This window comes from Corynebacterium sp. LK31 (assembly GCF_014335015.1).
Taxonomy (GTDB): domain Bacteria; phylum Actinomycetota; class Actinomycetes; order Mycobacteriales; family Mycobacteriaceae; genus Corynebacterium; species Corynebacterium jeikeium_D.
Genome location: NZ_PDGW01000011.1, coordinates 1 through 16841, shown reverse-complemented (window position 1 = coordinate 16841; position 16841 = coordinate 1). Strand labels below are relative to the sequence as shown.

The 16841-nt window shown below is 59.3% G+C and carries 15 protein-coding genes; 7 read left to right on the top strand and 8 right to left on the bottom strand.

Annotated elements, in window-relative coordinates; genetic code table 11:
* Window positions 1-32: 32 nt before the first annotated feature.
* Window positions 33-737, bottom strand: a complete 705-nt coding sequence (locus CRD18_RS02415) for a hypothetical protein (RefSeq protein ID WP_242458662.1) — start codon at window positions 735-737, stop codon at window positions 33-35.
* Between the two features lie 94 nt (window positions 738-831).
* Between CRD18_RS02415 and CRD18_RS02410 the strand changes: the two genes are divergently transcribed.
* Window positions 832-2055 carry a magnesium and cobalt transport protein CorA gene (locus CRD18_RS02410; protein WP_070595809.1) on the top strand — a complete coding sequence of 408 codons (1224 nt, stop codon included), beginning with the start codon at window positions 832-834 and terminating at the stop codon, window positions 2053-2055.
* A 221-nt stretch (window positions 2056-2276) separates the two neighbouring features.
* Window positions 2277-4193, top strand: a complete 1917-nt coding sequence (locus CRD18_RS02405; RefSeq protein ID WP_070595810.1) for a DUF6777 domain-containing protein — start codon at window positions 2277-2279, stop codon at window positions 4191-4193.
* A gap of 23 nt (window positions 4194-4216) precedes the next feature.
* On the opposite strand, the gene CRD18_RS02400 is transcribed toward CRD18_RS02405, so the two are convergent.
* On the bottom strand, window positions 4217-4699 hold the full coding sequence (locus CRD18_RS02400; protein WP_070595811.1) for a general stress protein: 483 nt from the start codon (window positions 4697-4699) through the stop codon (window positions 4217-4219).
* Between the two features lie 334 nt (window positions 4700-5033).
* On the opposite strand from CRD18_RS02400, the gene CRD18_RS02395 reads away from it, so the two are divergent.
* Window positions 5034-6167, top strand: a complete 1134-nt coding sequence (locus tag CRD18_RS02395; protein WP_070595812.1) for an Mrp/NBP35 family ATP-binding protein — start codon at window positions 5034-5036, stop codon at window positions 6165-6167.
* Between the two features lie 244 nt (window positions 6168-6411).
* Here the strand turns inward: CRD18_RS02395 and tatB are convergent, their stop codons facing one another.
* The 4 genes from tatB to sigE all read right to left on the bottom strand — a co-directional run bounded on the left by tatB (window position 6412) and on the right by sigE (window position 9532).
* Window positions 6412-7005: a Sec-independent protein translocase protein TatB gene (gene tatB / locus CRD18_RS02390; protein ID WP_187406485.1), complete on the bottom strand. Its 594-nt coding sequence runs from the start codon at window positions 7003-7005 to the stop codon at window positions 6412-6414.
* A 110-nt stretch (window positions 7006-7115) separates the two neighbouring features.
* Window positions 7116-8435, bottom strand: a complete 1320-nt coding sequence (locus CRD18_RS02385) for a S1C family serine protease (RefSeq protein WP_187406484.1) — start codon at window positions 8433-8435, stop codon at window positions 7116-7118.
* The gene (locus tag CRD18_RS02380; RefSeq protein WP_242458661.1) at window positions 8435-8812 is read right to left on the bottom strand and encodes an anti-sigma factor; all 378 of its coding nucleotides are present in this window, start codon (window positions 8810-8812) and stop codon (window positions 8435-8437) included. The genes CRD18_RS02385 and CRD18_RS02380 overlap by 1 nt, the downstream gene beginning before the upstream one ends.
* 66 nt (window positions 8813-8878) lie before the next feature.
* Complete coding sequence (gene sigE / locus CRD18_RS02375; protein WP_049193704.1) at window positions 8879-9532, bottom strand: RNA polymerase sigma factor SigE; 654 nt, start codon at window positions 9530-9532, stop codon at window positions 8879-8881.
* A gap of 158 nt (window positions 9533-9690) precedes the next feature.
* Between sigE and CRD18_RS02370 the strand changes: the two genes are divergently transcribed.
* Window positions 9691-10365 carry an O-methyltransferase gene (locus tag CRD18_RS02370; protein ID WP_049193703.1) on the top strand — a complete coding sequence of 225 codons (675 nt, stop codon included), beginning with the start codon at window positions 9691-9693 and terminating at the stop codon, window positions 10363-10365.
* Between the two features lie 337 nt (window positions 10366-10702).
* Here the strand turns inward: CRD18_RS02370 and glgC are convergent, their stop codons facing one another.
* Window positions 10703-11920 (bottom strand): glucose-1-phosphate adenylyltransferase, encoded by a 1218-nt coding sequence (gene glgC / locus CRD18_RS02365; protein WP_042388575.1) that lies wholly within the window; start codon window positions 11918-11920, stop codon window positions 10703-10705.
* A 112-nt stretch (window positions 11921-12032) separates the two neighbouring features.
* Between glgC and glgA the strand changes: the two genes are divergently transcribed.
* The 3 genes from glgA (at window position 12033) to budA (ending at window position 15835) form a co-directional block, all read left to right on the top strand.
* Entirely contained in the window at window positions 12033-13229 is a 1197-nt protein-coding gene (gene glgA, locus CRD18_RS02360) for a glycogen synthase (RefSeq protein ID WP_049193596.1), read from the top strand.
* 202 nt (window positions 13230-13431) lie between these two features.
* Entirely contained in the window at window positions 13432-14955 is a 1524-nt protein-coding gene (locus CRD18_RS02355; protein ID WP_197977003.1) for a cellulase family glycosylhydrolase, read from the top strand.
* A gap of 130 nt (window positions 14956-15085) precedes the next feature.
* Window positions 15086-15835, top strand: a complete 750-nt coding sequence (gene budA / locus CRD18_RS02350) for an acetolactate decarboxylase (RefSeq protein ID WP_038628349.1) — start codon at window positions 15086-15088, stop codon at window positions 15833-15835.
* Window positions 15836-15838: 3 nt separating this feature from the next.
* On the opposite strand, the gene CRD18_RS02345 is transcribed toward budA, so the two are convergent.
* The gene (locus tag CRD18_RS02345; RefSeq protein WP_038629489.1) at window positions 15839-16714 is read right to left on the bottom strand and encodes a methyltransferase domain-containing protein; all 876 of its coding nucleotides are present in this window, start codon (window positions 16712-16714) and stop codon (window positions 15839-15841) included.
* Window positions 16715-16841: the final 127 nt, after the last annotated feature.

Here is a 16841-nt window from a genome sequence, read left to right as displayed (position 1 = left end):
GATACCGCCACAACTAGCCCCCGCCACCCCGACTACGCCTTATCCAGCCACTCCTGAGCCACCAATTCAGGGTTGGCACCGCTGGCCACAGCCCGAGTCATTAGCTTTAAATCCTCAGTGCTCAAAGAACCAGCGATCTCGTTGAGTACCCGGACTCGGTCGCTCCGGTCCAACGCCGGCTTGGCGTAGAAAGGCACGATCCACTGCGGCAGGTTAGCCCCGGGGTTGTCAGCTGACATATCCGTGCACCCCTGGGCCATGCCCGCGTCGGTGGCCATAACTTGCCCCGGCAGCGACCGCGAAAAAGCATCATAAACGCGGTCGCGCCACTCGCCACTGAACTGCTTGTCCGGAGTGGAGTCCTCTGCGTAATCCTCGGCCAACAGCTCCGCCGACGCCGGGTCACTCAGTCCGAGCAGTTCACCGGTGCAGCCGAAAGAGACCAGAACCGCTTCATTGCGCACAGCTCGCAACCGGTCCTCAGCATCGCGGATGCCGACGACCTCCGCTTGGCGCCCTACCCTCTCAAAGCTTCGCGCATACACGTACGCGAGAGCTGCTTGCTCGGGGTTGCGCAGGTCTGCCCCGATAGTTACTACCGCCTCCTGCTCGGGAGGAACAGGCATCTGCGGATCCAAATCAGAACACGCGGAAAGGCCGAACCCCGCTGTCCCAGCGACCAACGCCAGGGCAGCAAAAGTGCACACAGCAGCCTTGGAGCTACCCCTGTTCCCCATTGAGCCAGTGCAATAGTGGAGCTCGCCGCTCGCACGTCTAAAATCAATCATCGACACCAGCGTAACCTACGAACGGATTGTGAGGTCTCCCAGAATGGGTGATACGAATAGCCGCAACAACAGCGCTTCGGCGAAAGCTCGCAATCCGCGAACTAACTCGACAAGTAAAGGCTCAACACCGTCGGGCGCAGAAAAACCCGGCAAGACCGCTCGGGCAACGAATGCAGCTAAATCTGCAGCAATGTCAGCTGTCTCGAAGGTGACGCGCACCAACGGATCGTCGTTAAGCGTGGGAGAAACGCAGTCGGAGGCGGTGCGCGACGCCCTGCGCGATTGCGGCGTCTACATCGGCGGCAAGCGTTTGCCGGGCACCTACGACCACTTCTCCGGTCTGTCCGAGGTACGTAATTTTGGCGAGGGCTTCACGTGGCTGTCGTTGTCGCGCCCCAACGCGACGCAGATGGACGCCATCGCTGAGCTCTACGGCCTGGATGAGCTGACGGTGGAGGACGCACTGACCAATCGTCAGCGCCCTAAGATTGAGATCCACGATGATCACGTGGTTTTTGTGATTCGTTCGATTCACTACTCTCCGGAAGGTCTCGCAGACGACGAAAATGAGATCATTCGCTCTGGCCAGCTGATGATTGTTATCGGCCAGGAGTACGTCATCACCATTCGCATGGGCATGCCGAGCTCGGATATGCAGCGCATTAGCGCACGCGTGGAGAACACCACCGACGCCATCGACTACGGCCCCGCGGGCGTGCTGTGGGCGCTGACGGACAACCTCGTCGACGCGTACCTGCGCATCGCGATGCAGCTGGAAGATCGCGTGGAGATTATGGAAGATGCCGTCTTCGAGCCGAATTTGGTGTCGGATATTGAGGACATTTACATCCTCAAACGAGAAATCCTGGAGATGCGCCACGCGATCGATCCGCTGACACCGGCGCTGCGCTCCCTGATGAATCTGCGGGAAGACATCATGCCTAAGGACGTCAGCCGTTACCTTTCCGATGTTCTCGACCACCAGCTCGCCGCGGCGGACCTCGTAGCCGGACTCGACGAACGCCTCTCATCCCTGATCGACGCCGCCGCAGTGAAGATCCAGCTGCAGCAGAACCAGGACATGCGTACCATCTCGGCCTACGCAGCTATTCTCGCCGTGCCGACCGCACTCGCCGGCATCTACGGCATGAACTTCGACCGCATGCCCGAACTACACTGGGAGTACGGCTACTTCATCGTCCTCGCCATCATGTTCGCCATTGTGGCGTTTTTGGTGTGGCTCCTGCGCCGCAACAAGTGGCTGTAATCTCTGCTTCTTACAGCCCTCGCTTTACGACGGTCATTGCGACTCATCCCCCGCGTTTAGCTGGGTAGCTTGTTGCCCGTGTTTAGCTGGGTAGTTCGCTAGCTCTGCGCTGATGGTTCCTCTAAGTGGGGAGCTTTCCCCATTGGGGATCGACCGCGCTGGACAGGTCAGTAAACTTAATTAAGGTTTAAAAAATTTCTTACTAATTTTAAGGCGCCTTAATGAGTAACGATCCCTGGGAGCTCCCACCACCCGAGGAAAATGGTTCCGATTCCTGGGCACTTCCCGCAGATGACCACGATGAGTCGCGTCCGAGCTTCGATTCGGCTGGAACTCGGGACGCTGCTGAGCCGGAGTCGGTTGAGCGGGAACCGGAGTCAGTTGCGTCGGAGCCAACGCCAGTTGAGCCTTCGGAGCAGCCAGCATCGGAATCGCCGGTCCCGTCAGAATCGCAGGAACCTGTTGCTTCCTCGGAGCAGCCAGCACCCGAACCGTCGGCACCACAGGATGACGCGCCGGAGTTAGCGTGGAGCACGCACGCTCCCGATCCCGAAACCTTGCAGTTCGCTCCCGAGCGAGCCCAAACGGAATGGACGCAGTGGGGAGAGTTCAATCCGGACCGCCAGATACTTCCGCAGTCGTCTGACCAGTATTCTGACCAATATTCCGAACAGGCGCCGTCGGTCACAGAGCGCGGCAAGAAGAAATCCGGCCTGAGCGGAAAAGTGTTAGCACTTATCGCTGTTGTCGTTTTGGTCATCGCCGGCGGCACCACTGTCTTTTTCCTTACCGGTCGAGGCAAGAGTCTTGCGGCGATGTCTTACATTTCTTCCGAAGACCCTGGACCGAGTCCTTTTATGGATTCCACGGTCAACGAAAAAGCGGTCGCAGCGCCAAACAACTCGAGCTTAGTTAACGCGTCTTCTCAAGGTGCTGTCGCCGGAAACGACCCCAATATCTACGGAGGCTCCGGCCAGCTCAGCGTCTGCGATGCAGATGCACTCGTTGCGAACCTCAACGACAACGCTGACCTCAACGCTGCATTCGCCGAGGGAATCGGCATCAATGCGTCTGATGTGCCGAGGTACGTTAAGTCCCTGACCCCAGTTGTCCTGCGCCAGGACACGTGGGTCACCAACCACGGCTACGACAACGGCCGAGCAACTCCTTACCAGTCAGTTCTGCAGCGTGGCACCGCAGTCATGGTCGACGCTTACGGCGTGCCCCGCGTCCGCTGTTCCTGTGGCAATCCCCTCGCTGAAGCATGGAACGGCTACACCGCGCCAGAGGCTAGTAAGACCAACTGGGACGATTACGAACCGCGAAATGTCGTGACCATCTACGAAACCGACGTCACCATCAACAACATCAACGTCATCGATATTGAAGATGGCGATGACATAGACATCTCAATCTCGTCGGACGATATCGATACGCAGCGGGCGATTCTCGATGCCGTCACAGAAGACACCCCAGTAACGAGCCCTAAAGACATGGGAGTGCGTCCCGACGGCAAACTCCTCGGCGAGCTAGGCCTAGCCGAGGCCGAAGGCGACGCATCCGAGCGCCCCACCGGCGCAGACCGCTTTAACGACTACCAGCAGTGGGCCGAAACCGGCTGGGGTGGTGTTGGTGGTGACCGCGCAACTCGTTCAAACGGCGCCAACGATGCTGACGGAACGATACCAGTAGATCCTGCTGAATTTAAGAAACAGGTTGGATTAGAGCTCTTTGGGGATTACTACATCGAGATTGAAAATCGCGGAGTTGGCTGCTTCATCAACCCAGCCACTAACGGCATATTTTGTTACATCGATGCACTGGCCAATTCTGGCCAACGTGGCCCATATAGTGCCGTTGACGGCGCAGCACCTGACGGCGATGGACCACTCAACTTCCTCGTCTTTAGTGGTCCACCCGGCGGCTTTACTGCGATGGCATATCAACTTGAGAGCCCACTGAACGGCATACGCCCCGAGCGCCGACTTCGGCCTGGGGAATCCGTGACAATAGGTGACTACACTTGCTTTAATCTGGAAGAAACCATGGGTTGTGAAGCACCTGTAACACGCTTCGATATGGACGCCACGGGGGATGTTTACATCGATAACGCTGAAGTACCTGTTAACAGAAATTAATCCCACGCCAACGAGCGAACAACCTACCCACGGTTCCCACCGAGCGCCCGCTGCGCAAGCAGGTCACGGGCGCGTTCGGCATTGCGGGGGTTGCACAAGACGTCGTAGCGACGAGCAACGATCTCCGTGGTGGTGGAGAAATCCCGCTTGCCGTTCTGCATAGCGTATGGGACTGCAGCCAGCACGATGCCGAAGATGGCGCCCATCCCGAGGCCAACAATCAACGGGCTAACCCAATCTTCCTGGAAAAGCCCCAGAATAAGGCCGAAGAACAGGCCCATCCACAGGCCGTACAGCGCGCCGCCGCCGAGAACCTTCGGCCAGGTCAACCGGCCCACCACGCGCTCCACCTGCATCAGGTCAACACCGACGATGGTGAGATCTGACACCGGGAACTCATCGCGGTCACTGAGCGAATCCACAGCCGCCTGCGCGTCAGAATAGTTGGTGAAACTGCCCACCGGCCACCCTTCGGGCACCTGACGCTGAGGCAACCGGGACTTCATGCTCTGTTCCCGGCCGCTCCCCCAACCGCTGTTCGCTTCCCCATTTGCCATCGGTACTCTCACCGTTCCCTTGCAGTTGTTGTCGCAGTAGTTGTTGTCACAGTAATTGGTGACGCAGTTGCTAAAAGTGTTGCTAAAACTATTGCCAAAAGGCGTTCTACCGAAGACAACGCCTAACAGTTTCCAATTGTTCCACCGCCTGCCCCACCACACATTTCGCCACCACCGCGCTTACCGCAGGGGCTGGGCGCTATGCCCGTCGTAAAGCGGAAAACTGCTGATTTTGTCAGTAGTTCTTTGTCTTACGGGGTCTCACGATAAGATTCACTACATAATGTCTACGATTACTGAAGCTGAAGTTCGCACCGCCCTGGCGCAGGTCGAAGATCCTGAGGTACGTCGCCCGATTACCGAGATTGGCATGGTCAAGTCCATCTCGGTGGCGGACAACAACGACGTGGCCGTGGAGATTTACCTCACCATTGCCGGTTGCCCCATGAAAAACACCATCATCGAGCGCACCGAAAAGGCGCTCAACGGTATCGAGGGCGTTGGCAACGTCACCGTCACCACCGATGTGATGAATGACGAGCAGCGCCGCGAGTTCCGCAACGCCGTCCGCGGCACCGCCTCCGAGCCGGTGATCCCATTCGCCCAGCCGGACTCCCGCACCCGCGTGTTCGCCGTCGCCTCCGGTAAGGGTGGCGTTGGTAAGTCCTCCGTGACCGTGAACCTCGCCGCCGCGCTGGCCGCGAAGGGTCTGTCTGTCGGTGTCCTCGATGCCGACGTCTACGGACACTCCATTCCGCACATGATGGGCTCCGAGGAAAAGCCGCACCAGGTCGACGACATGATCATGCCTCCGCAGGCGCACGGCGTGTCACTGATCTCTATCGGACACTTCGTCGACGACAACGCACCGGTTGTCTGGCGTGGGCCAATGCTGCACCGCGCTATCCAGCAGTTCCTCGCGGACGTGTTCTGGGGCGACCTGGACGTCCTGCTATTCGACCTGCCCCCGGGAACCGGCGACATCGCCATCTCCGTGGCGCAGCTCGTGCCGAACGCTGAGCTGCTGATTGTTACTACCCCGCAGATGGCCGCCGCCGAGGTCGCAGAGCGCGCCGGCACCATTTCGCTGCAGACCCGCCAGCGCATCGCCGGTGTCATCGAGAACATGAGCTGGATGGAAATGCCCGACGGCTCCAAGATGGAGGTCTTCGGCACAGGCGGCGGCGAGACCGTTGCCCGTCGTCTTACCCAGATCACCGGCGGAAAGGTCGAGCTGCTCGGCCAGGTACCGCTGGACACCGAGCTCCGCGAAGGCGGCGACAAGGGCACTCCGATTGTCCTGTCCAAGCCGGATTCGGGCGCGGGCGAGGCCCTGAACGCTATCGCTGGCAAGCTGGTTGTTCGTCGCGAGTCGCTCGCAGGCAAGTCGCTCGGCTTGGGCGTGACTCCGAAGTAGGCCTTCGCTTTACGACGATCACAGCGACGCCCCCTCCCCGGTATTTTCGGTGCCGGGAAGGGGGCGTCTGCTTTTGCGGCTGCGGTGTCTGGGGCGTATGTGTTGTGGGCGTTTTCGGTGGTGCATCCACCAAAGCGGCTGCGTGCACTTACTGACTAGGTTTATGACACTTTCGTGGCAAAATTTGTGCTCAAAGTGTCATAAACCTAGTCAGTAACTTGCGGTCGGGAACGGTTTGCGACCGCTATAGGTTGTCGTCGTCGACCCAGGCCTGCACCCCACGGGGCTGCTGAGGTTGTTGCGGTTGTTGCGGTTGTTGCGGCTGCTGTGGTGTTTGTTGCGCTTGCTGTTGGCGGGCCTGGGCAACTGGATCCTGCCACGTTCCCGGCTGCTGGGCTGGCTGCTGGGCTGGCTGCTGCGTCGGAGCCGGCTGCACTGGCTGGCTCGTATTGGACTGCTGGTACTGCTGACCCGCAGCCCCAGCCGCTCCTGCGGCTCCTGCGGCTCCGGCTGAGCCAGTTCCGCCACCACCCGCTGCGGGCTTACCGGAGAGCATGTCCAGGTAGGTGTCATCTCCGTCGAAAAGCGTCCTGGTGATGGCGGTCTTCGGGTTGAGACGACGGAGATCGTTGAGCTCCTGCAGCGGCTTGCGAAGATCGTCGAAGTCTTCACCGAACTCGTCCGAGAGGTTATCGCGTGCGTCATTGATTGCGGTGCGCGCAGCCAGAAGCAATGCGCGGACGTCCTCAATTACCTTCGGCAACCGCTCAGGTCCGATGAGAATTAGTCCGAGGATAAAGAGGACAAGAATCTCGCCCCAGCCAACATTAGAAAACACGTTATACCACCTTAGTTACAGTGCACCTCGCATGCAGCATTGCGCGGCCAAATCCACCAAATCTGCCAAATCCGCAGAAACCAGCCGAAACCGGCCGAAACCAGCGCCCCCTACTCCGGCGTGATCTTCGCCTCCAGCTCGGCTCCGTGGCGAACGATCTTCAATACCGCCTCATTACCAGCGCCAACAGTCCACAGCGCCACCGTGAGCTCATCTGCGGACGATACCGCGCGGTCTCCCACAGCCGTAATCACATCGCCTTCCTGCAGGCCTTCCCGGTCGGCAACGCCTCCCGGCAGGATGCTGGCAATCTCGGCACCAGTCAGTGCGCCATTGGAAACCGTGCGCGCTGTCACGCCAATCCCCGGATGAACCGGCTGCTCACCGGCGATGAGCTGCTCAGCGATGGCAACGGCTGAATTGATCGGAATCGCAAAGCCCAACCCCTGCGAGCCACCCGAACTACTGAAAATCACCGTATTAATACCGATAATGGCACCGCGAATATCCACCAGCGGACCACCCGAGTTACCCGGGTTGATGGAGGCATCGGTCTGAATCGCATCGGCGTAACCGTCCGTGTCGGTCCCCTCAGCAGCCAGGCGCACCGGGCGATTGAGCGCCGAGACAATGCCCGAGGTCACCGTGCCGCCCAGCCCCTGCGGCGAGCCCATCGCAATCACTGTGTCACCGACCGCAACCGCGTTGGAATCACCAAGCTGCGCCACGGTCAGCCCCGCAACATCTTCGACCTTAATTACGGCGAGGTCGGTCTTCGGGTCACGGCCAATAATCTTGGCCGGCACCTCTTTCAGCTTTCCGCCGGACCAAAACGTTACGGAGACCTGCATATCCTGCCGATCCGCCACCGCCGAAACGACGTGGTTATTGGTCAAAATATGACCGTCACCATCAATGACAAACCCCGAGCCCACGCCCGAGACCTCACCGGCACTGACCGCAATCGACACCACCGCGGGACGAAGAGCCTCCGCCACCTTGCCGATCTCAGTCAAATCACCGTTGCCCGGCCGCCCCTCGATCTGCTGCAGCTCCACACGCTGGTAGTCCGAGCGGAAAGTCTTGCCAGCCCAACCGCCAACAAAGCCACCAACACCGCCAATGAGCAGCACCACGGCCGACGACGCCGCAATCACACGCCACGGCACCTCGCGGCCAAAAATCACTTCCCGCGCGCTGACGCGGGGAGCCGTCTTCGGGCGAGGCTTCTTTTTCGCTTCGGGTTTGCGGGCTGGACGCCCCGTCGTCATGCGTGACGACGAATCCTGCCACGGCGAATACTCTTGGGCGGTGGCACTGGTGTCGTCGTCAAGCTTCTGCCCTGGAGCACGCTGTAACCCGCCAGTTGCGGCGGCACGATCGGAGTCCGGGGCGAACGCGGAATCATCGAAAGAGCGATGTTTGCCCACTAGTGACTACCACCTTTACGAAAACCGCGAACGATCTGCTCCAACGCGGCACTCAGCGACTCCGGCGGACGGTGCGTGAGATGCCGCGCCGACCGATGGGGCTCTGAGTCCTCGCAACTGCCTGCGAAATCAGCAATACGAGCGCGCAGCTCAGCTGGAATGTGCAAGGGCGCGCTATCACGCAGACGCTTGGCCGCCTGCCGCTGCTTCGCGACCTCCCGGCGACATTCCGGGCATGCCATCAGGTGCGCCTGCGCACGACGCTCAGCTACGACCGACAACTCGCCGTCAACAAAAGCGGCAATTGCCTCGGTGCCGAGATGCTCCGTTGACAAAAAACGCTTGTCATCGCCCTGCTGAATCACAGACTGCAGCACCTCCAGAAATCGCACCTATTTAACTAGCCCCACAATAGCCGCTCCCGCGGATTGAGTGCGGGAAATCTAGCCTGCGGTGACCGACTCCGGCAGCTCCTGTCGTTCCTTCTCCAGGCGCTCCAACGTCGCCCGCAAGCTGGAACGTGCCCGGTGAATACGCGAACGCACAGTGCCCATCTTGAGCCCAAGGGTGCTGGCAATTTCCTCGTAGGTCAGCCCCACCACATCACAGAGGACAACCACCGCGCGATAGTCCGGCTGCAGCTCAGCCAGCGCGATTTCCAAATCCGGGTCGAGCATCGCGTCATCGACGGCCTGCTCCGGGGTCTTCAGCGTGCCCGGGACACGGTCGTAGTTCTCCGGCAACGCCTCCATCCGGATGACCTGCCGATGCCGGACCATATCCAAAAACAGGTTAGTGGTAATCCGATGCAGCCAGCCTTCAAAAGTGCCGGGACGGTATGACTTCAGCGAGCGGAACACACGCATGAATGTCTCCTGCGTCAGGTCTTCCGCGTCCTGCTGGTTACCAGTCAACCGATATGCGAGCCCGTAAACACTATCCGCGTGGGCCTGGACAAGTTCCGACCACGACGGCATCTCCCCCACACCTGCGTCAAAAGCCGCGGTGCCGGACAGTTGCTCAGTTACGTCAGCGGACGCGGCGTCCTCGCGGCTGGCGCCTGCGCTGACTCGTTCGGACTTGACTCGTTCGGGCATGAGGTTCAGTGTTCCTTACCAACCTTAGGTTTGTAGTGACCTTACCCTGAAAATAGTTTGAGAGTCCAGACAAACTTGAGGCTTGTTTACCCACCTAGTCCGGCACTGACCGGCGCGCCCCGCTGCCCTGCCCGAAGTTTTTTCCTACGCTATAAAGCGTGTCCGAAACGAGTTCTTCTGCTACCCCGCTATCCGCACGTGACGCTATTGCACAGCACGTCAACAACACGACCGTAGTCTCCGAGGCCCTTGAAAGCGCCCGAGAGAGCGCTCGCGAATACGGAGTTGCCGTCCCCGATACGATGACCGGCGCCGCTTTGACCTCGCTCATGGCTCTGACCAGTGCCCGCCGCGACGGTCACCCCGCCGCTGTCATCGCATCGCCTGCGGCAGGCGTAGTCGGTTTGCACCTGGCCGCCGGTCTCGGCGATGACGGCGTTCTCACCTGCATCGACCCGGAGCTCGAGCACCAGTCTCTGGCAAAGTCCGCTTTCCGAGCCGCAGGCATCCGCCCCAACCGACAGCGCTTCCTGCCCTCGCAGCCACTGGAGGTCATGGATCGTTTGGCCGCCGACTCCTACGACTTGGTCTACTTGGACGTCGCCCCGGCGATCCTCCGCGCCGCCCAGGAAAAGGCCTGGCCGCTGCTTCGCTCCGGCGGCGCGCTCGTCCTGACCGGCGCGCTCCTCGACGGCACTGTTGCTGACTCGTCACGCACTGACCGTGACACCGTCGCTGCCCGCGAAGCCGACGAATACATGCTCCAGCTTGACGACGCTTACGTGATGCGCCTCCCCCTAGCAGCCGGCACCACTGTGCTGGTGAAGAAGTAGTTTTCTACTGTTGGCCGGCCGGCTGGCGGCGGTGGGCCACTGCGACTTACTGACTGCGTTTATGGCTCGCGGCGGCGGGCCAATGCGAGTTACTGACTGCGTTTATGACAAAAATGGCCCGAAAAATGGCTTGAAAGTGTCATAAACTCACACAGTTTCACATTTGCAGCCCATGCCCGTATTCACAGGCGAAGCCCGTAGCCACACGTGCAGCCCATAATTTTTGGGGCTGCCGGTTTTGGGGCTAGGTAGCAACTAGGTAGCAAAAAGGGTTAGAAGAAAAAGGGCACGTACCCCACGGTACGTGCCCTTTTGCAGCCGCTCGGACTCAACCAGCCTAGATAACCTGGTTCTTACCAACGGCCACAACGCCACCAGCGCTGACCTTGAAGCGCTCTGCGTCCTTCTCCGGATCGACACCGATAATGGCGCCGTCGGAAACTACAACGTTCTTGTCCAAAATCGCGTGGCGAACCACTGCTCCGCGGCCGACGCGAACGCCTGGGAAGAGAACCGAGCCCTCCACCGTCGCGCCATCCTCGACCACAACGTTGGTACTAATCACCGAGTTGCGGACCGTACCACCGGAGACAATCGAACCAGCACCGACCATCGAAGCCTGAGCAATACCGCCCTGGACGAACTTGGCCGGAGGCAGGTTCTCCTCCGAGAAGGTGTGGATTGGCCACTTCTTGTTGTAGAGGTTAAACACCGGGTGGACGGAAATCAGGTCCATGTTGGCCTCGTAGAAGGCATCGATGGTACCGACATCACGCCAGTAGCCCTTGTCACGTTCGGTCTCACCCGGAACGTAGCTGTCCTTGAAGTCCCAGACGAAAGCTTCGCCCTCCTCTACCAGCATCGGAATGATGTTTCCGCCCATGTCATGGTCGGAGTTTTCATCTTCCGAGTCACGCTTAATAGCGTCGATAAGCGCGGAGGTAGTGAAGATGTAGTTACCCATCGACGCGAACGTCGAGTTCGGGTCATCCGGGGTGCCGGGCGGATCTGCCGGCTTCTCCAGGAACTCGGTGATTCGGTTGTTATCATCGGCATCGATGACACCGAATGCGCTAGCCTCAGAACGCGGGACGCGGATACCAGCGACGGTCACGCCAGCGCCAGACTCGATGTGGGCCTCCAGCATCTGCTGCGGATCCATGCGATAGACGTGGTCGGCACCGAAGACGATGACGTACTCCGGATCCTCGTCATAAACCAAGTTCAGCGACTGCAGGATCGCGTCCGCCGAACCGGTGAACCAGCGCTTACCCAGACGCTGCTGAGCCGGCACCGGGGTGACGTACTGGCCGGTGATGCCGGACAACTGCCACGCCTGCGAAATGTGACGGTCGAGCGAGTGGGACTTGTACTGGGTCAGCACACAGATCTTCAAGAAACCTGCGTTGACCAGGTTCGACAGCACGAAGTCGATAAGCCGATAGCTACCGCCGAAAGGCACGGCGGGCTTAGCGCGGTCTTCCGTCAGCGGGAAGAGACGCTTGCCTTCGCCACCGGCAAGGACAATGGACAAAACATGTGGTTGACTCCTCACACCAACCAACCTATATGCGATTTACGTTCCTCGCTGCCAGTCTCCCCTCCCCGCTACCCACACCCAGTCATATCAAGCAACGGAAATTGTCAAATCTGGTTACGCTGGAACTATGCGTGTTGCCATGATGACCAAGGAATACCCTCCGGAGATTTACGGCGGAGCAGGTGTTCACGTAACTGAACTGACTCGTTTCATGCGCGGCCTCGACGGCGTTGACGTCGATGTGCACTGCATGGGTGCTCCTCGCGATGAGGCGGATGTATATGTCCACGGCGTTGACCCGGAGTTGAAGGATGCCAACGCCTCGATTAAGACGCTGTCCACGGGGTTGCGCATGGCAAATGCCGCCGCGGCAACCGACATTGATGTCGTCCACTCTCACACCTGGTACTCAGGCCTGGGCGGTCACCTCACTGGTCTGCTCAAGGGCATTCCGCATGTGGCAACCGCGCACTCACTGGAGCCGCACCGCCCGTGGAAGCGCGAGCAGCTCGGCGGCGGTTACGACGTTTCCAGCTGGTCCGAGCGCAATGCTATGGAGTACGCAGACGCTGTCATTGCTGTTTCCGCGCGCATGAAGGACGCCATCCTGGACGCCTACCCGCGTATTTCCCCCGACAAGGTTCACGTTGTCCTGAACGGTATCGACACCGAGCTGTGGCACCCGCGCCCGACGTGGGAAGAGTCCAAGGAACAGAACGGCTGGTCCGTCCTGGAGGAGCTTGGCGTTGACCCGTCTCGCCCAATGGTTGCGTTCGTCGGCCGCATCACCCGTCAGAAGGGTGTCGCTCACTTGGTCAAGGCCGCATCGCTATTCGACGACGGTGTGCAGCTCGTTCTGTGCGCCGGAGCTCCGGACACCCCGGAAATCGCGAAGGAGACTGAGCAGCTCGTCCATGACCTCCAGGAGAAGCGCGATGGCATTTTCTGGGTGCAGGACATGCTGCCGAAGGAGAAGATCCAGGAGATCCTGACGGCCGCGGATTCGTTCGTCTGCCCGTCCATCTACGAGCCGCTGGGCATCGTTAACCTCGAGGCTATGGCCTGTGGCACCGCCGTTGTCGCCTCTGATGTCGGCGGCATTCCGGAGGTTGTCGTCGATGGTGAAACCGGCACTTTGGTTCACTACGACGAGTCCGATCCGGAGGGCTTCGAACGAGGCATCGCTGCCGCTGTCAACAACATGGTTGCCGACCGTGACCGCGCTGCCAAGGTTGGCCAGGCGGGCAAGAAGCGCGCTGAAGATGTGTTTAGCTGGGAGAACATCGCTCAGCAGACCGTCGAGGTCTATAAGTCTTTGATGTAGCTGGCTGTCTGCGAGACGCCACGGCTGCGCGGTGGACGAAGTCTCCTCATAAGGCCCATCGCTTCCGAAGAGGAAGCGATGGGCCTTTCTTAGCTTTTTACTAACCCCGTTCAGGACATTTACTTATGCCTTTGCCCACTTTTTCTAAACCTAATTTGAGTTTTGGCTGAATTTATCATTACTGGTCAATAGCATACTGAGTATGAGATTCACTAAGAAGGTGGCAGCAGTTGGTGCCGCCATTGCCATAGCGCTAGCGGGTGCAGTACCGCATCAGGCGCTCGCTTCAGAAGTAGCACCATCCCCTAGTACCGCTACCATCACCGAGCGTGGTCCTCTTGGACAGTCCGGTCGCTGGTTTACCGACGGTGACGGCCGAGCTTTCCTCACTCAGGGGTCAAACATCGTCTACAAGCACGATCCTTACACCCCAGAGGCCGGAGGCTTTAACGAGGACGATGCTGACTGGCTCGTGCAGCAGGGCTTCGACTCCATGCGAGTCGGCATTATCTGGAAAGCAGTAGAGCCAAAGCCCGGCGAGTACAACGACAAATACCTGGATTCCATTGCCCGCACTATCTCCATGCTCACTGAGCGTGGAATCGCGGTCTTGGTCGATGCCCACCAGGACATGTACAACGAGAAGTTCGAAGGCGAATTTGCCCCGGATTGGGCTGTCATTGACGACGGCGTTCCCAGCCTCTTGAAGGTTGGCTTCCCCGCTAACCAGGCCCTCAATATCGGCCTCATTAGGGCATACGACAATTTCCTGAATAACCGCGAAGGGCCGGGCGGCGTTGGGTTGCAGGAGCGTTACGCAGCCATGTGGTGCCATGTCGCCAAACGTCTTGGCGACATGCCGGGACTGATGGGCTACGACATCATTAATGAACCGTGGCCAGGCTCGGCATACCCACTGTGCTATTTGGCTCTCGGCGACTGTGGTCCGGCTAAGGAAAAGCTCGATGAACTGCACCAGAAGGCTGCCAATCAGATTGTCGACAAGGACCCGGACGCTATTGTCCACTACGAGCCCTACTCCATGTGGAACACCGGATTGAACACGAATCCGGCAGCCCCGGAAATTCCTGAAACCGCTGGTACGGCCCTCAGCTGGCATGTCTACTGCACCACGAATGCCCTGTTCAACACCTACACGGGCTGTGACTTTTTCGATGGTCGCGTCTTCGACAATGCGGAAATCGTCTCATCCGGTAACGGCTCGGCCACACTGCTTTCCGAGTTCGGTGCGACCGACGATGCCGATACCCTCAATGGCGTAATTTCGCTTGCTCGGCGCCACATGGTCGGCTGGCAGTACTGGTCCTACTGCGGATGCGACGACCCGACGACGCAGAACCAGAAGGAACAGGGCATGGTCTTCGACCCGAAGGATCCAGGACCTGTAGGTGCCGATGCCTTCAACCGCGATAAGATGACCATCCTCGCCGCTCCACACCTGCGAGCGGTCGCAGGCACCCCGCAAGCTACCGATTGGAACCACGACACCCGTGTCTACCAGGCCAGCTGGAACAATAGCCGCGTCGATGGCACCGGATCTTTCGCACCTGGTTCCACCAGCGAGCTCGTTGTGCCCTCAATCAACTTCCCGAATGGGTTCACAGTGAATGTCGAGGGTGGCCACGCCACTGTCGCTGCCGATGGCCAGACGGTTCATATCGTCTCGACTTCTGACCACGTGTCAGTCACCATCCAGCCGAAGTAGAACCAACCGCTCGATTCACCAAACAACGCCCTGTGGATTCTTCCGCAGGGCGTTTTTCGTGCCGCAGGGTCCTCCCACACCATCGGACCGAAAACGCCGAACAAACTGAGCCACAAGCACCGCGAATATAATGGCTTCCATGACCACTCACGAGAATTTTCCAACGGTCCGACACACAATTTTCCAAAACTCACTGATGTCCGCACTGCTCGATGGCATCTACGACGGCGAGATGACCATTGGCGAAATCCTTGGTCATGGAAACTTCGGCATCGGCACCTTCGACGGTCTCGATGGCGAAATGGTAATCCTCGACGGTGTTTGCTGGCAGGTGCGTCACGACGGCTCCGCGACCCGGGCCACCATGGATCAGCGCAGTCCCTACACGGTGGTGACCAACTTCGTTCCCCACACGGTGATGGATGCGCCGGAAAACCTAACGCGCAAGGAAATTAGTCCCATCATCGATTCCCTGGTGCCGAGCCAAAACTTTATGTACGCACTGCGGATTACCGGCGAATTTGAGTGGGTGAAGACTCGAACCGTCGTAAAGCAGGAAAAGCCGTACCAGAAGATGGTTGATGCGACGGAAGAAGACGCGTCGGTTGATTTCGAGAACCTGCGGGGCACGATTGCGGGCTTCCGCACGCCGGTGTACGAGAAGGGAATTTCGGTGCCCGGCTGTCACGTGCACTTCCTTGCGGAAGGCGGCACCGGCGGCGGGCATGTGCTGGACTTTAAGCTGCGCTCGGGCACTATCGAGTTGTGCCCGGGCACCGACCTGCAACTTCGCCTTCCGCTAACGGCGGAATTCTCGGATGCTGATCTGGATCCGGATGACCTGGATGAACAGATTCACAAAACCGAGGTCAAGGAGTAGGCGCTAGTCGCCCGGGCGCCCCAGACGGGTGACATAGGCACGGGCGGTGACGTGCATCTCTGCAGGTAGCGCTGCAATACGTTCCTGCAGCACCTCTGGGTGGATATGGCGTGCCGACGGGCTCATACCGATCTGAGCGGCAATTGCACTCTGGTTGAGGTTCATACCGAACTCCACCAGCTCCGGGTCACCAACAGGCACGAGGTGCCCCTCTGCCTGGGAAATCATGCGCTCGACCTTGCCGCGCTCGACATCGATGATGCCCAGCGGCTCACGAAGCTCGCCCAGGTGACCAGTAGTGGCAGTCAGAACCACGACCTGGCCGCCCGGCTTGAGCACGCGAGCGAACTCCTCCGCGTTGCGAGGTGCGAAGACGACTGTAAGCGCATCGATGGAGCCATCACGCAGCGGCAGACGCGCCCACGCATCGGCCACAACCGCACCGAGCCGCGGGTGACTCTTGGCCAGGTGCTTGGCGGCCGGCACTGAGACGTCGATGCCCACGCCCCGGGAATTGGGAATGCTGTCCAGCGTGTGTGCGAGGTAATAACCAGTGCCCGCACCGACTTCGCAGATGACTGGGCTGGCGGCCTCGGACACGTTGGCGTCGTCAAGCACGTCCTGGACGTTGCCTGTAACTGCCTCAACGAATGGAGCATAGTGGCCACCAGAGAGGAACTCCTCGCGGGCGGTAATCATCTTGGCGTCATCGCCGGTGTAGCGCAGACCAGCCCCACCGGCGAGCGTAACGTAACCCTGGCGGGCGACATCATAGCTATGTCCGGATTCGGACTTCAGAGTCATTCGTTCGGCATCACCAAACTTCAAATCAGTGCCATCGATGGGGTCAGCAAGCACATCAATGATGTCAGCTAGCACGTCGGTCACTCCTCAAACTGAGCTAGAAAAATAATTTTCACTATCTTAGCCCGTGACGAGCTCAGCCAAGTAACTCCAATGCGAGTTACTGACTACGTTTATGACAAAAATTGCCCGAAAACTGGCT

Coding starts and splice junctions, on each gene's coding strand:
- CRD18_RS02355 (WP_197977003.1), top strand. CDS start 13,432: ATGAGATTCACTAAGAAGGTGGCAGCAGTTGGTGCCGCCATTGCCATA.
- CRD18_RS02415 (WP_242458662.1), bottom strand. CDS start 737: ATGGGGAACAGGGGTAGCTCCAAGGCTGCTGTGTGCACTTTTGCTGCC.
- sigE (WP_049193704.1), bottom strand. CDS start 9,532: ATGCCCGAACGAGTCAAGTCCGAACGAGTCAGCGCAGGCGCCAGCCGC.
- glgA (WP_049193596.1), top strand. CDS start 12,033: ATGCGTGTTGCCATGATGACCAAGGAATACCCTCCGGAGATTTACGGC.
- CRD18_RS02400 (WP_070595811.1), bottom strand. CDS start 4,699: ATGAAGTCCCGGTTGCCTCAGCGTCAGGTGCCCGAAGGGTGGCCGGTG.
- CRD18_RS02395 (WP_070595812.1), top strand. CDS start 5,034: ATGTCTACGATTACTGAAGCTGAAGTTCGCACCGCCCTGGCGCAGGTC.
- CRD18_RS02410 (WP_070595809.1), top strand. CDS start 832: ATGGGTGATACGAATAGCCGCAACAACAGCGCTTCGGCGAAAGCTCGC.
- CRD18_RS02405 (WP_070595810.1), top strand. CDS start 2,277: ATGAGTAACGATCCCTGGGAGCTCCCACCACCCGAGGAAAATGGTTCC.
- budA (WP_038628349.1), top strand. CDS start 15,086: ATGGCTTCCATGACCACTCACGAGAATTTTCCAACGGTCCGACACACA.